13 protein-coding genes and 1 pseudogene are annotated in these 14763 nt (G+C 69.9%); 7 read left to right on the forward strand and 7 right to left on the reverse strand.

Annotation, left to right across the window (positions count from 1 at the left end; genetic code table 11):
- The first annotated feature begins 81 nt into the window (after nt 1–81).
- From AC0N04_RS05035 to AC0N04_RS05045, 3 genes are all read left to right on the forward strand, one after another.
- Nucleotides 82–1905 carry an ATP-binding protein gene (locus AC0N04_RS05035; protein ID WP_474279304.1) on the forward strand — a complete coding sequence of 608 codons (1824 nt, stop codon included), beginning with the start codon at nt 82–84 and terminating at the stop codon, nt 1903–1905.
- Nucleotides 1902–3299 carry a sigma-54-dependent transcriptional regulator gene (locus AC0N04_RS05040; RefSeq protein ID WP_474279306.1) on the forward strand — a complete coding sequence of 466 codons (1398 nt, stop codon included), beginning with the start codon at nt 1902–1904 and terminating at the stop codon, nt 3297–3299. The genes AC0N04_RS05035 and AC0N04_RS05040 overlap by 4 nt, the downstream gene beginning before the upstream one ends.
- A 229-nt stretch (nt 3300–3528) precedes the next feature.
- Nucleotides 3529–5181, forward strand: coding sequence for a hypothetical protein (locus AC0N04_RS05045; protein WP_474279308.1), 1653 nt, complete (start codon nt 3529–3531; stop codon nt 5179–5181).
- A 91-nt stretch (nt 5182–5272) separates the two neighbouring features.
- Here AC0N04_RS05045 and gstA read toward each other — a convergent pair whose 3' ends face one another.
- Complete coding sequence (gene gstA, locus AC0N04_RS05050) at nt 5273–5884, reverse strand: glutathione transferase GstA (RefSeq protein ID WP_474279310.1); 612 nt, start codon at nt 5882–5884, stop codon at nt 5273–5275.
- 177 nt (nt 5885–6061) lie between these two features.
- Between gstA and AC0N04_RS05055 the strand changes: the two genes are divergently transcribed.
- Nucleotides 6062–6784, forward strand: coding sequence for an AzlC family ABC transporter permease (locus AC0N04_RS05055; protein ID WP_474279312.1), 723 nt, complete (start codon nt 6062–6064; stop codon nt 6782–6784).
- The gene (locus tag AC0N04_RS05060; RefSeq protein ID WP_474279314.1) at nt 6777–7106 is read left to right on the forward strand and encodes a branched-chain amino acid transporter permease; all 330 of its coding nucleotides are present in this window, start codon (nt 6777–6779) and stop codon (nt 7104–7106) included. The genes AC0N04_RS05055 and AC0N04_RS05060 overlap by 8 nt, the downstream gene beginning before the upstream one ends.
- A 20-nt stretch (nt 7107–7126) precedes the next feature.
- Here AC0N04_RS05060 and AC0N04_RS05065 read toward each other — a convergent pair whose 3' ends face one another.
- From AC0N04_RS05065 to AC0N04_RS05090, 6 genes and pseudogenes are all read right to left on the reverse strand, one after another.
- Nucleotides 7127–7591, reverse strand: a complete 465-nt coding sequence (locus AC0N04_RS05065) for a hypothetical protein (protein ID WP_474279316.1) — start codon at nt 7589–7591, stop codon at nt 7127–7129.
- A gap of 137 nt (nt 7592–7728) precedes the next feature.
- Nucleotides 7729–8907: an efflux RND transporter periplasmic adaptor subunit gene (locus AC0N04_RS05070; protein WP_474279318.1), complete on the reverse strand. Its 1179-nt coding sequence runs from the start codon at nt 8905–8907 to the stop codon at nt 7729–7731.
- Nucleotides 8908–8922: 15 nt separating this feature from the next.
- Complete coding sequence (locus AC0N04_RS05075) at nt 8923–11289, reverse strand: ABC transporter permease (RefSeq protein WP_474279321.1); 2367 nt, start codon at nt 11287–11289, stop codon at nt 8923–8925.
- The gene (locus AC0N04_RS05080; RefSeq protein ID WP_474280492.1) at nt 11283–11942 is read right to left on the reverse strand and encodes an ABC transporter ATP-binding protein; all 660 of its coding nucleotides are present in this window, start codon (nt 11940–11942) and stop codon (nt 11283–11285) included. The genes AC0N04_RS05075 and AC0N04_RS05080 overlap by 7 nt, the downstream gene beginning before the upstream one ends.
- 345 nt (nt 11943–12287) lie before the next feature.
- Nucleotides 12288–12470: pseudogene (locus AC0N04_RS05085) on the reverse strand (transposase); the annotation flags it as partial.
- Between the two features lie 21 nt (nt 12471–12491).
- The gene (locus AC0N04_RS05090; RefSeq protein ID WP_474279323.1) at nt 12492–12968 is read right to left on the reverse strand and encodes a PEP-CTERM sorting domain-containing protein; all 477 of its coding nucleotides are present in this window, start codon (nt 12966–12968) and stop codon (nt 12492–12494) included.
- A gap of 541 nt (nt 12969–13509) precedes the next feature.
- On the opposite strand from AC0N04_RS05090, the gene AC0N04_RS05095 reads away from it, so the two are divergent.
- Nucleotides 13510–13911 carry a BlaI/MecI/CopY family transcriptional regulator gene (locus AC0N04_RS05095; protein ID WP_474279325.1) on the forward strand — a complete coding sequence of 134 codons (402 nt, stop codon included), beginning with the start codon at nt 13510–13512 and terminating at the stop codon, nt 13909–13911.
- Nucleotides 13901–14755, forward strand: coding sequence for a M56 family metallopeptidase (locus AC0N04_RS05100; RefSeq protein WP_474279327.1), 855 nt, complete (start codon nt 13901–13903; stop codon nt 14753–14755). Before AC0N04_RS05095 ends, AC0N04_RS05100 begins: the two co-directional genes overlap by 11 nt.
- Nucleotides 14756–14763 lie beyond the last annotated feature (8 nt).

Consider the following 14763-nt stretch of genomic DNA (forward strand, 5'->3'; position numbering starts at 1 on the left):
CAATCTCCGTGCCCTGTCGGCGTGGTCGCGCGCACGGTCCCGGGCGGCGCTGCGGCCGGCCCGGGGACGGTCTCGGAGCGGATGGCGTTGACCCTCAGGCGAACCCTGCTGCTGGCCTTTCTGCTGCTGGGCATCCTGCCCAGCGTGGTGCTGTCCTGGCTCAGCTTCAGCCGCACCCGCTCGGCGATGGAGGCCAAGATCGCCCAGGGGCTGAACGTGCAGGCGCAGAGCCTGCAGGCCGACATCGACACGATGCTGTTCGAGCGCTTCCAGAACGTGCTGGTCTGGAGCCGCTCCGAGCTGATGCAGGATCTTCGCTTCGGCGACGTCGACAAGCGGGTGACCTCCTACCTGGTCGGGCTGGCCGACGGCTACGGCGACGTCTACCAGCGCCTGCAATGCCGCAGCACGGACGGCGTCGTGCTGGCCAGCTCGATGGCCAGCGACATCGGCCAACGCGTGCCCGCCGACGACCCGCGCCAGCTGTCGGCGATCGCCCGCCTGCCCGGCGGCCAGGCCCGGCTCTACCTGCCGCCATCGGGTACCTTGAACGATCGACTGCCGATCTGGATCGACACCGACCTGGGCGCCGGCGATGCCCCGGCCGGCACCGCCGGCGCCCAGCTGCGCCTGGCGTTCAACCCGGCGCAGATCAGCCGCCTGCTCGACAACGCCGCCCTCGGCGGCCGGCAGGTCGTCGTGCTGGACGCCCAGGGACGCTGGGTCGCCGGCTCGCGCGGCCTGCGCGGACTCGCCCTGCCCGACGCCGCGCAGCGCCTGGCGGGCCTGGCCGTCGCGGCGTCGGGTGCGACCCGCGTGGACTCGGGCCAGCCGTGGTCGGCGGCGCCGATGCTGATCGGACGCGGCCCGTCGCGCGCCACCCGCGCCTTCGGCGGGTCGGGCTGGACCACGCTGGTGCTGCAGCCGGTCGACGAGGCGCTGGCGCCGGTCGGCAGCATCGCCAGGACCTTCCTGGTGCTGTTGCTGGCCGTGCTGCTGGCCACGCTGGCCGCCGCCACGCTGGCCGCCTCGATGATCGAGCGCCCGATCGCGGCGCTGACCGAGACCGCCGTGCGCTATCAGCGGGACGGTCGCCTGCCGACGACGCCGAACGTGGCGTCGCGCATCACCGAACTCGACGAGCTGGGGCGAGCCTATCTGGCGATGATCCGGTCGGTCGAACACTCGCGGCGCGAACTGGTGCGCAGCTCCAAGCTCGCGATGCTGGGCGAGTTCTCGGCGGTGCTGGCCCACGAGGTCCGCACGCCGCTGGGCATCCTGCGCTCCTCGGCGCAAGTGCTGCTGCGCGACCCCGGGCTCAGCGCCGACAGCCGCGAACTGATGGGCTTCATCGAATCGGAGACCGAGCGGCTGAACCGCCTGGTCTCGACCATGCTCGACACCGCGCGCCCGCGCCGGCCCCAGCTCGGCCCCTGCGACCTGCACGAGCTGCTGCGCCGCTGCACCCAGATGCGCAGCGTGCAGCCGTCGGGTGCGCCCACATCCGCGTCGATCACGCTGCACCTGGAGGCCACCGACCCGCGGCTCGACGCCGACGCCGAGCAGCTGATGCAGACCCTGTTCAACCTGCTCAGCAACGCGCAGCAGGCGGCGGGCCCGACCGGGCACGTGCTGCTGTCGACCGCCGATGCCGGCGACTGGCTGCAGTTGCGTTGCGAGGACGACGGCCCCGGCATCGCGCCGGCCGTCGCCGAGCGCCTGTTCGATCCCTTCGTGTCCGGCCGCGAAGGCGGCATCGGCCTGGGGCTGGCGGTGGTGCGCCAGATCGTCGATGCCCACGGCGGCCAGATCAGCGTGGGCCGCAGCGCGCTGGGCGGCGCGCTGTTCACCCTCCACCTGCCGCGCCACCCGCCCGCCCCCCTTCTGGAGACTGCCCGAGCATGAGCCCCGCGAACATCCTGGTCGTCGACGATGAAGCCCACATGCGGCGGGTGCTGGAGATCATGCTGGGCCAGCTCGGCCACCGCGTGCGCAGCGCCGCCGATGGGCGCCAGGCCCTGGCCTGGCTGGAGGACGAATCCTTCGACCTGGTGTTGACCGATTTGCGCATGCCCGTGCTCGATGGCCTGGGCCTGCTGCAGGCGATGGCCGAGCGCGACCGCCTGGTGCCGACGATCGTGATGACCGCGCAGGGCAGCGTCGAATCGGCGGTGCAGGCGATGAAGCTGGGCGCGCGCGACTACCTGTTGCGGCCCTTCGACGTCGACGTCCTGGAACTGGCGGTGCGCCGCGTGCTCGCCGGCGAGCAGATGCGCCTGGCGCATGACTTCCTGCGCGAACAGGTCGAGCGCCCGGGCGAGGATTTCTTCGGCCGCAGCCCGGCGATGCGGGCGGTGTTCGAGCAGATCGAGCAGGTGGGCCCGACCCGGACCTCGGTGCTCATCACCGGCGAGACCGGCACCGGCAAGGAGCTGGCCGCGCGCGCCGTGCACCGCGCGTCCGACCGCGCCGCCCAGCTGTTCGTGCCGATCAACTGCGCGGCCCTGCCGGCCGAGATGGTCGAGGCCGAGCTGTTCGGCCACGACAAGGGCGCGTTCACCGGTGCGGTGAAAGAGCGGATCGGCAAGTTCGAACTCGCCAGCGGCGGCACGATCTTTCTCGACGAGATCACCGAGATGCCGATCGCGCTGCAATCCAAGCTGCTGCGCGTGCTGCAGGAGGGCAGCATCGAACGCCTGGGCAGCAACCGCAGCATCGCGCTCGACGTGCGGGTGATCGCCGCCTGCAACCGCGACCCGCGCGAGGCGGTGCGCGAAGGACGGCTGCGCGAAGACCTCTACTACCGCCTCAATGTCTTCGCGCTGGACCTGCCGCCGCTGCGCGAGCGCGTGGACGATCTGCCCGGCCTGGTCAGCCACCTGGCCCGCCGCCAGGGCCGCCGGATCGAGCTGACCGCGCAGGCCCTGGCCTGCCTGAAGGCCTATCGCTGGCCGGGCAATGTGCGCGAGCTCGACAACGTGATCCAGCGCGCGCTGGTGCTGTGCCGCGGTGACTTGATCAGCGACAACCACCTGCCGGCCGATCTCCGCGCGGCGGTCGCCGCCCTGCCGGCATCGCTCGCCGCGCCCGCCGCCGCCGATGTCCTGCTCCCGATGCAGGCGGAACCCGCGACGCTGAACCTGCCCGACGCCGTCGAGCAACTGGAGCAGCAGCTGATCGCGCTGGCGCTCCAGCGCAGCGGCGACAACAAGCGCCGCGCCGCCGCGCTGCTGGGCATCAGCGAGCGATCGCTCTGGTACAAGCTCGGCCGCGCCAGGGACGACACGAGCGAGTCTTGACCTGGGTCAGGACGGGCATCTCCGCACCGCCCGTCCAGGTCCGCCGGCGTGTCACGACACCTTACAAAGCGAGGCCGAATGCTTACCGCCAAGGGATTGACGGTGGCTGCAGCGCACGCCCATCATGGTCCGCAAAAGCAGTCCCGGCCGATCGACGCCGGGCTTCGCGGGTCGCCTCGGCCGGAGGGGTGAGCCCCTTCACATCGCATCCGGCTGGAGGAGGTTGATCATGCGCGGTCTTCACCGTTGGTTGGGCGCGTTCGCGCTCGCTGTGCTGGCCGCCGGGGCCTCGCCAGGCGCCCGGGCGGCGCAGTACAAGGTCCTGGGATGGAACGATCTGGGCATGCACTGCATGGACTCCGACTACTCGGTGTTCTCCATCCTGCCGCCGTACAACACCTTGCACGCCCAGGTCGTCGACATCACCAACAACAAGCTCGTCACGAGCGGGGTGAGCGTGAGCTTCGAGGCCACGCCCGACCTGAACGGCTCGGTCAACAGCTACTCGCTGGGCAAGACCAATTTCTGGGACTATGCGAAGCCGCTGTTCGGCGTCGACCTGCCCCCCGGCCAGGGCCTGGCCGGATTCCTGGCCGCGGGCTACGCGCCGCAGACCATGAGCTTCCAGGCCGCCGCCGGAATGCACCAGGCGGTGGGCATCCCGATGACGCCGTTCGACGACAACCTCGTCAAGAACACCTACCCGATGGTCAAGGTCGTGGCGCACGACGCCGCCGGCAACGCGCTGGCGGCAGGGCACGTGATCCTGCCGGTGTCCGACGAGATGACCTGCATCGCCTGCCACGCCTCGGGTTCCGACGACGCCGCCAAACCGGTGGCCGGCTGGGTCTACGACCCGCGCAGCCCCGACAAAGACTACCGCCGCAATGCGCTGGCCCTGCACGACGACCGCCAACTCGCCACCGCCAAGTACCGCAAGGCCCTGCAGGCCCTGGGCTACAAGAAGCAGGGGCTGCTGGCCACCGCAGACAGCGGCAAGCCGATCCTGTGCGCGGCCTGCCATGCCTCGAATGCCCTTGCCGGTACCGGCATCGTCGGCATCTCGCCGTTGACCCAGGCGACGCACAGCCTGCACGCCCGGGTGATCAACCCCGCCACCGGCCTGCCGCTCGACGACGAGCGCGACCGCGGCGCCTGCTACCTGTGCCACCCCGGCGCGCTGACTCAGTGCCTGCGCGGCGTGATGGGCAACGCGTTGCTACCCGATGGCACCCAGGCCATCCAGTGCCAGAGCTGCCACGCCGGCATGAGCAAGGTGGGCGGCGCCAAGCGCATCGGCTGGCTGCAGGAACCCACCTGCCAGGCCTGCCACCATGACGGCCAGCGCGACCTGATGGCAGTGAACGCCAAGGGCAACCTGAAGCAGCCCAAGGACCCCACCTTCGCGACCAACGCCGACGTGCCCGCCCCCGGCTACAACCTCTACCGCTTCAGCAAGGGGCACGGCGGTCTTCAGTGCGAAGCCTGCCACGGCTCGACCCATGCCGAGTACACCAGCTCGCACGACGGCGACAACGTGCAGTCGGTCGAAACCCAGGGCCATGTCGGCATGATCGCCGAATGCGCGGCCTGCCACACCGGCCTGAAGACCACCCCCAACGGCGGACCGCACGGGCTGCACACGATCGGCTCGGCCTGGGTCGGCGCGCACGGCGACTATGCGGACAAGAACCGCAACGCCTGCGCCTACTGCCACGCGGCGGATTTCCGCGGCAGCCCGCTGTCCAAGACCAAGAGCCCGCGCGACTTCAAGACCGAGAACGGCACGGTGCATTTCGCCGCAGACCATCAGGTCAGCTGCTACGACTGCCACAACGGCCCCGGGGGCGGCCTGAAGGTGGCGCAGCGCGTGGCGAAGTGAGCGGGCGCTGCGCGGGTCGGGCGACCGGCCCGCGCGACCTGGCAGCGGCCTTCCGGCCAGGTGGCCCGGACGAGCCGCCTGGCCAGGTCGATCAGGCGTTCAGCAGGCCCTCGGCCTTCAAGGTCTGCTGCACCTTCGGGCGGGCGCCGACGCGGGCCATGAAGGCCTGGATGTTGGGCCACCGGCCGAGGTCCAGCTTGAGCGGCACCGTCCAGTTCAGCACCGTGAACAGATAGGCATCCGGCGCGCTGAAGGTGTCTCCCATGATGTAGGACTTGCCTTGCAGCGCCTGCTCCAGCGCGTTCAGCCGCCGCTCGATCACGCCTTGCTGCACGGCCTTCATCTCGGCGGTCATGGCGGGGTTGAACAGCGCGCCGATCTGCTTGTGCACTTCGGTGGCGGCGAAATTCAGCGCCTCCATCTGGCGGTAGCGCTCCAGCGTGCCCGCCTTCGCCACCAGGCCGCTCTGCGGCGATTGGTCGGCGAGGTACTGGCAGATCACGCCGACCTCGGTCAGCACCGTGCCGTCGTCGAGCTGCAGGGCCGGCACGTACCCCTTGGGGTTGACCTTCCAGAAGTCGCCGCCATCAGCAGTCTTCTTGTTCGGGATGTCGACCTTCACCAGATCGAGCTGCGTGCCGGCCTCGGTGGCCACGATGTGCGGCGCCATTGAGCAGGCGCCGGGCGAGTAATAGAGCTTCATGGTCGGTCTCCTGGGGTGAGGATGCGGCGACGGCCGGCGACGAGGGCCGGATCGCCAGGGCGCGGCGACCGGTCGTGCCGCCGCGTTGGCCGCGATTCTCCATCCCGCCGCCGCCGCGCGCCGGCGAGGGCCGAGGTTCCCATCGACAATGCAAGGCTGATCGTGTCCTTGCCTGCCATGAACCCGCCCACCCGCCCCGCGCCATCGCCCGCCCCCGCACGCCCGCTGTCGCTGCTGGCGCTCACCGCGCCGGTCGCGATGGGCTACATCCCGCTGGGAACGGTCTTCGGCTTCCTGTGCGTGCAGGCCGGTGCGGCGTGGTGGCTGGCCATCCTGTCCAGCCTGGTGGTGTACGCCGGGGCGGCCCAGTACATGATGATTCCGATGCTGTCGGCCGGGCTCTCGGTGGGGACGATCGCGCTGGCGACCCTGGTCGTGAACCTGCGGCACGTCTTCTACGGCCTGTCGCTGCTGAACCGCCTGCCGCCGGGCCGGTGGCTGCGGTGGTACCTGGTGTTCGGCCTGACCGACGAAACCTATTCGGTGCTGACCGCGATGCCGGCCACCGGCAACCGCTCCCGACTGGCCTGGGTCGCGTTGCTCAACCAGGGCTGGTGGGTGCTCGGCACGGCCATCGGGGCGGTGATCGGTGCCCAGGCGCGCATCACGCTGGTGGGGCTGGATTTCGCGCTGGCGGCGCTGTTCGCGGTGCTCACCGTGGAACAGTGGCGAACGGCTCGCTCCCGCGCGCCGCTCTGGGTGGCGCTGGCCGCCTACGCGGTGGCCCACGCCGCGGCGCCGAAGCAGGCGCTGATGATCGCCATCGCCCTGTGCTTCGCGGCCGGCCTCGTCTGGCAGGCACGGGCCGCCGCTTCGACCCGGGAGGCGCCCCATGACTGACGCCGGCTACGTGATCGCGGCGATCGCCGCGATGGGGCTGGTCACCTTCGCGCTGCGGGCACTGCCCTTCCTGGCCGCGCAGTGGCTGGAGCATCATCCGATCGTGCAAGGCCTGGGGCGGTTCCTGCCGCTGGCCATCATGACGCTGCTGCTGGTGAACACCGGCGTCGACGCTGCGGCAACGCACCCCGGCCCGCCATGGCCCGAAGGGCTCGCGGTGGCGCTCGTGGTGCTGCTGCAGTGGTACCGGCGCCATGCGCTGCTCAGCATCCTGGTCGGCACCGGCGCCTATGTGCTGATCAGGAACGCCGGCCTGGCGTGAGGCGCGGTGTCAGGTCCGGCTCAATTGGCATCCGGTGCCAGGCATTCCCAGATGTCGGCGGTCTTCGGCTCGTAGAACGGGCACTTGCGCATGCGGGCCACGACATACGGCTCCGGTCCACCCGCGAAGCTGACCTCCAGGTCCCGCTTCGGCGCGTTCAGCACGATGAACTCGGAAATCAACGTGCAGGCCTTGGCGACCGGCGATGCCGGCGTCAGCTTGTAGCTCAGCGACAGCCGGTTGCCCTCGATCGCCATCGCCGGGTCCTTCGGCTTCTGGCCGCAGGCGACGGGGTCCGACACGGTGACGACGACCCGGTCGTAGATCCGGTACGGCGTCACGCTGTGCACCGACGAGTCGGCGCCCTCGATCGGGATCGTGCGGAACTCCAGCCGGGGGGCGCCACCGGGCTCCTTGGCCTGCGCCAGGGACAGCCCCGCGATCATGCCCAACAGTCCCACCCATGCGATGTTCTTGCGCTTCATGTCAGCTCCTGGTTGCGTTGACTTGGTTCGTCGGAACCAAAGCTCACTTGTAGTCCCGATGCCGGCCGCGCGGCCTGCCTCAGGTCAACAAAGCGGGTGCTGGCGAAGGCGTCGACGGCCGGCAGGCTCGGCGCTGCTCAGCCCTCGGGCCGACCCCGGACTCGCGCGCCGTCCTGCAGCGCATTGCCCGGATAGCGGATCACGCGCTGCCCGGCGGCCAGCCCCGAGGTGACTTCCGCCTCCACGAGATTGCGGTGGCCCAGTCCGAGGGGACGCCGATGCGCGCGTCCGCCGTCGACGACGAAGACGCACCAGCCTCCCTCGCACCCGAACAGCGCGCTGGTGGGCACCTTGAGGACCTGCTCGGCCTGCCAGGTCACGATGCGCGCGGTCACGCGGAAGCCGTCGCCGATGCGGTCCGGCGGGTCCACGAACTCGGCGATGACGTTGACGCGTTTTTCCTCGATGCCGAGCGCCGAGACCTTGGTCACCGCATAGGGCTCCACCCGTCGGACCCGGGCCCGCAGGATCCGGTCGCCGCCCCAGCCTTCCACCAGCACCGGCATGGCCGGCGCCACCTTCACCGCGTCGGTGGACAGCAGTTCGATGACGACCTCCAGCGTGTCCAGGTCGCCAAGCGTCAGCAAGGGCGTGCCGGCCGAGACCACGCGCTCGCTGGCATCGGAGATGCGCAGGACGCGCCCGGCCATCGGCGCGCGGATGGGCATCAGCCCACCCTCGCCGGCCGCGAGCGCACGCGTGGCTTCGAGGCCCGAGCGCGCCACCTTGACGTCCGCCTCCGCCGCCCTGGCCCGGAACCGGGCGGCCTCGGCCTCGCTGGCTGCGGTGATCGCCAGGTTTCTGGCCTGCTCGGCCGCTTGCGGCGCCATGAAGCCGTCGCGGACCAGCCGCCCCACGCGATCGAGTTCGCGCCGGGCCTGCGCCAGGTCCTCGTCGGCATGCCGGACCCGCTGCCCGGCCTCGCGCGCCGTCGCCTCGGCCGACGCCACCCGCGCGGTGATCTCGGCGCGTTCGCGGCTCGACAGTGGCACCGGTGCGATCTGCGCCAGCACCTGGTTCTCGGCCACCGCGTCGCCGTCGTGCAGGTCGATCCGCAACAGGCGCCCGGCCACCGGGGCCGAGACCAGGAACCGTGCGTGGCTGCGCGTCTCGCCGACATCGTCCACCGTCACCTGCATGGGCCCGGTTCGGACCGTGGCCAGGTCGACCGCCAGCGGCGGCGGCAACAGGATCCAGACCAGCCATCCGATCCCGGCCACGAGGCTGGCGCCGAGGAGCAAGCGTTTCCAGAACATGCCGTGGGCTCCGTTTCACTCGCGGGTCTTAAGGACCGCGATCAGGTCGAGGCGGCTCACCCGGCGCGCCACGAGCAGACCGGACAGGCCGGAGGCCGCCAGCGCCGCCACGACCGGCAGAACGAAGGACCCGGTGCCGATCACCAGCGGCAGGCGGAACAATTCTCGGTCGAACAGCGGCACCAGCAGCGCGCACAGACCATAGCCCAGACCGAGGCCGACTGGGATCGCCATCAGCAACAGCAAGGCCTGTTCTCCCAGCAGCAGCCGTCCGACCTCGCGCTGCGTGAAGCCCAGGACCGACAGGCTCGCGAGTTCATTGCCGCGCTCCGACAGCGCGATGCGGGCACTGTTGTAGACCATGCCGGCGATGATCACGCAGGAGAACGCCACCAGCACCGCGCTGAAGAAAAAGAACGACCGGTCCATCGTCTCCCGCAGGCTTTGCTGCATCGCGCTGCGCACGGCCACGCCGGCCACCGCGGGAAGGCGCTTGAGCTCGCGGTAGAGCGCGTCCGCATGGTCGGCCTCGATCCGGAGATGGGCCCCCGAGCTGTTGTCCTCCTGGCCCAGCAGGCGCGCCAGCGCCCCCGCGTCCATGTAGGCGCCCAGCCCCAGCATCTCGTCGACGATGGCGGCCACCGGCACCTGCAGCACGGGCCGTGCGCCTTCCAGCACCTCGATGGTGACGACATCGCCCGGCCGGACCGCGAGGATGCGCGCCAGCTTGTCGCCGAGCACCAGGCCTTGCGGCGGCAGGTCGACCGGCCGCAGGTCCCGCCCCAGCAAGCGCCGCAACGGGTGATCCGGCGGCAGGCCGGTGAGCTCGACGCGTTGGCTGCGATGCTCGCGCCGCAACCAGACCGGCACCTGACGGAACGGTTCGACCTGCACCACGCCGTCCATCTTCGACATCGCGAGCGCGGCCTGGGGACCGCGCGGCTCGGCGTAGAGCACCGTCACGTCCTCGCGCTGCACCTCGTTGAACTGCACCGACATCATGTGGTTGGCGGCATCCAGCGCGAAGCGGCCGACCACCATCAGGCCGATTGCCAGCGCGATGCCCAGCATCGACAGCATGGCCTTCCAGGGCCGGCGCAGCAGATTGCGCACGATCATCCGCAAGGAAGCAGGCAGCTGGCGGGCGATCCCCTGGCGCTCCAGGAGGCCGGCACGAAACGAGGCCGGCGCCTCGGGCCGCATCGCCTCGGCCGGTGCCAGCGCCACCGCGCGTCGGACCGCCAGCAGCGCGCCGACGCTGCCGCTGGCCAGGCTCACCCCGCCCGCGACGAGCAAGAGGGTGGGCGAGATGATCAGCGTCAGCCGCGGGAAATGGAAGTAGTCCCTGTAGACGCCGACGAACGCATGGCCCAGGCCGATGCCCAGCGGGAATCCCATCAGGATGCCGATGGCCACCGTGGCCAGCGCGATCTGCAGGTAGTGCAGGCCGACGCGGAAGTCGGTGTGGCCGAAGGCCTTGAGCAGGCCGATCTGCGTGCGCTGCGTGGCGACCAGGCGCGACAGCACGACATAGACCAGAAAGGCCGAGACCGCGAGGAACAGCGCCGGCAAGGTGGTCGTCATCACGCCGAGCTCGGCCAGTTCGTCGGACAGGAAGCGGTGCGACAGCTGCGCGTCGCGGCCATGGGCGCCGAGCCCGCCGTAGCGGCGCAGCAGGGTGTCCAGGGCATCGATGACGTCGCGCTCGCGCGCGCCGGCGGCCAGCGACAGCACGAGGTCGTTGAACGATCCCTGCATGTCGAACGCGGGGGCCAGCGTCTCGGCGGCCATCCACATCACCCCGTAGCGCCGGTTGTCCGGGAACAGCATGCCGCTGCCGACCTCGTAGACGAACTCCGGCGACAAGCCGATGCCGACGATCGACAAGGCCCGCCATCGACCATGGAGCACGGCCCCGACCCGGTCGCCGACCTTCAGGGCATTGGCCTTCGCGAAGGCCTCGCTGACGATCACCTGATCCGTCGCTCCGGGATCGATGTAGCGTCCGTGCACGATCTGGAGGTCGTTCAGCATCGGCGTCCGCAGGCCCGGAACGGACACCAGCCGAGCCACGGCGGGCTCCGCAAGCCCCGGCACCTCCACCGACACCTCGACCACGATGCGGCTGCGCACCTGGGCCACGCCGGGCAGGCGCAGGATGTCCGCCACCAAGGCGTCGGGCGCCCGCTTCAGGTGGACGAAGACATCGGCGAACCGGTGGCCGGCGTAATAGTCGTCCCGCGCCGCATGCAGCGACTCGTAGGTGCCGCGCGTGGCGACCAGGGTCGCGATCCCGCAGGCCACCACCAGCGCCGCGGCGATGACCTGTCCCCTCAGATGCCACAGGTCGCGCCGCAGCATCCGGCCCAGCATCGTCACCATGAGATGTCGTCCGGTGAGGCCCGGACGGGGTTGTGGCGGACATCGACGATGCGGCCACCGCTGATGCGGATCACCCGGTCGGCCAGTGCCGCGATCGCGGCGTTGTGCGTGATGACGACCGTGATCGTCCCCAGCTCCTGGTTGATGCGCTGCAAGGCCGACAGCACCAGCTTGCCGGTCGGGTAGTCGAGCGCCCCGGTGGGTTCGTCGCACAGCAGCACGTCGGGGCGCTTGGCCACCGCCCTCGCGATCGCCACCCGTTGCTGCTCGCCGCCGGACAACTGGGACGGGAAATGATCTTTTCGTTCCGCCATGCCCACCCGCGCCAGCGCCTCGGCCGGCGCCATCGGCGACGCAGCGATCTCGGTGACCAGGGCCACGTTCTCCTGCGCCGTGAGGCTGGGAATCAGGTTGTAGAACTGGAACACGAAGCCGATGTGCTCGCGCCGGAACCTCGTGAGCTCGGCCGTCGACGCCCTGGCCAGATCATGGTCGCGATAACGCACCTCACCGGAGCTCGGGCGGTCCAGGCCGCCGAGGATGTTCAGCAAGGTCGACTTGCCGCTGCCGGACGCCCCCAGCAGGACGACGAATTCCCCCGGCCGCAGGTCCAGGTCGATCGACTGCAGCGCACGGACCTCCGACTCGCCCATGCGGTAGACCTTGCTCACCGACCGCAGGCTGAACACGGCCCCCGACGGAATGCCCGAGGAGCCGTCGTGACGCAGGTCGGTGACGGGAGAGCTTTGCACGGTGGATGGCCTGCTCGCGTGGCTATCGATCCCGGGCCGCGCACCCCGTGCGCGACCGACACCTTCTGGCTGGAATGGACGGTGCCACAGTACCACCACCGGCCGGGCGGCCGGGCACGGCGGGATCAAAGGGCCGGCACACCGGCCAGGCCATCGGCGACGGCGCTCTGCCTTCGCGGGCGGACGTGCTTGGAGGCGATCGTCCCGAGGGCACAGCGTGACCGTGGCGCTGGAATGGCTGCCACGGATCACCGCTCCGCTCATGATGCGTCCGGCCCCGCGCATGTTGACGCAGGTGACGCCGATCCACAGGTACGGCCCGTCGCCGGCAAGCGATCAGTTCAGGAACGCGCCGACCTGTTCATCAAACTCGCCACACCAGCGCGAGACCTGGCTTTTGGAGACCCCGTTCATGCCCTGGGCGGTGACGCCGCGCCGTGGGCGAACGGATCACGTGCGGCGGCGCGCGCGCAGCCCGAACAAGGTGAGTCCACCGAGCAGCATCAAGGCCAGCGAAGAGGGCTCGGGCACGGCGGCCACGTTCAGCCTGTCTCCCGTGGTCGACAAATAGCTTGCACCGGGGGACAGGTTTGCGACCAGGCCAGATCCTGAATACAGCGCCGGAGCGAAATACTCGCTGATGGACTGGGCGACCACATTGCCGCCCATGTTGTTGCCGATTCCGAACCAGCCACCGGTGGCGCTGTCGCCGAAGAAGGCGCTGTTGTAGCCCTTCGCATCGTTGGCAATGTTGTAGAAAACGTAGTCGGATCCCGCGCCATCCGGCTGGCCGGCATGCAGGTCCAGGCTGAACGAGTCAATCACTTGATTGGCGCTGTTGGTCAGCGTGAGATTCAAGCTCGCACAAGCGACTTGTGCAAAGCCAATGACACTCAGGGCCAGTGTGGCCTTCGTCAGAAATTTCATGCGGGTTCCCTTGTTGTTGCACTCGGCAAAGTACGCCCAGTGGTCGACCCACCGGCCGTTTCAGTTTCTCGTCGCGATTGATCGGAGTCAAGCGGCGGGAGCGCCGCCCATCCAAGTTAGGGGGGCGGCTTTGAGGCCTTGAATTCGAGCGATCGCAGCAAGAGTCACGAGCACGAACCTGAACGCGGAAGCAAGCGAGGCTGAACGGAATTCGCCTGTGCCGCGGATGATGTCGGTCGGCGTAGCCACCTGAATTCACGCTCTGTGCTACCAACCGGTCATTCGGAAGTCGGCGTCCTCCAGCGCTGAATGACCCCTCTAGGTTGTACTGCCAACGTCCCAGCCACCGTGATGAAGTGGATCTCGATCAAGGCCTGTTCGACAAGGACCTCAAACAGGCACGGGTACGGTTACGAGGTGGAGGTCACCGTCGTTTCCTCTCCAACTTATTGTTGCTGAAGCCCATCGATTCCGACGCCGGTCCTTTGGCGCAGGAGACTAGCGCTTGCCATACTACGACAACGTGTCGTAGCATGACCGCATGAACACACCGTTCCGTCTCCCCGGCGACGACCTGGAATACGCCGTCATGGTCAGGCTGTGGGAGCTGGGCGCCGCTTCGGTGCGTGAGCTGCACGATCAGCTCGGGGTGCCCGACGGACTCGCGTACACGACCACCGCCAAGGTCGTCGATCGCCTGCGTGCCAAGGGCTTGCTCCAGCGTCGGCAGCATGGCGCGGCGTTCGTCTACCGGCCGCGGCTCAGCCGCGAAGAGGTGGACCGGGCACGCGCCCGGCAGGCGGTGAAGCCCTTGTTCAGCTCGACGCCGCATGCCGCGGTGGCGGCGCTGGTGGATGCCGTGGCCGCGCTGGATCCCGCCTTGCTCGACGAGCTGGAGCGAGAAGTCGCTGCGGCGCGCCGCAGGGGCGGCCATGGAGCGTGAAACCCTGCTGTGCCTGCTGATCGCGGCGCTGGGCGGCGCGATGCTCCAGCTGTGCGCGCCTTGGCCCGCGCGGGGGCGTGACGGGACCACCGCCAGGCCGTTGGAGCACCGGCTCTGGTGGCTCTTGTGGTGGCCCTTGATCCCCGCCGTGACAGTGGCGGTTTGGCTGTGCGGATGGGCGTGGTCCGAACCCGATCCGGTTCCCGACCGGATCGACCCGTGGGCGCTCGCGGTGGCGGTTCCGTTCTGTGTCGTCGTGGCCCGTGCTGCGATCCGCGCGGCCTGGTCACTGCGCGCGGCCTCGACCGATTGCGGGATCGTGACCGTGGGCCTCTGGCGTCCGCGCATCGTGTTCGCCCCGCGACTTGCAGCCGTGCTGGACGAGCGTGCCCGGCGCGCCGCGATCGAGCACGAGCTTGCGCATGTCCGGCATCGCGATCCGCTGCGGATCTGGCTCGGGCAGTTTGCCAGCGACCTGCAATGGCCCTGGCCCTCTGCGCACCGGCGCTTTCAGGCTTGGCTCTGCGCGCTCGAACTGGCGCGCGACGACGAGGCGCGGGCGCATGGCATCGACGGCGCGGATCTCGCAGCGGCAGTGCTCTCCTCGCTGCGCTTGCAGCGCGCCTGCGGCCCCTGGGCGCGGGCGGCACTGACGGGGGACCCTGCTGGCCTGAAGTTCCGCGTGGAGCGCCTGCTGCAACCGCTCCCGCCCCGGTCAGGACAGGATCGCTCGCTTAGCGCGCGAATGGCCTGGTGGCTGCTCCCCCTGTTGCTGCTCGCGCTGGCATCGGGGGCCCTGTTCGGTGAACGCGTCATCCGGCCGCTGCTGGCCTTGACGGTCTAGCCGGTGAG

Source organism: Ideonella sp. sgz306126 (assembly GCF_056032705.1).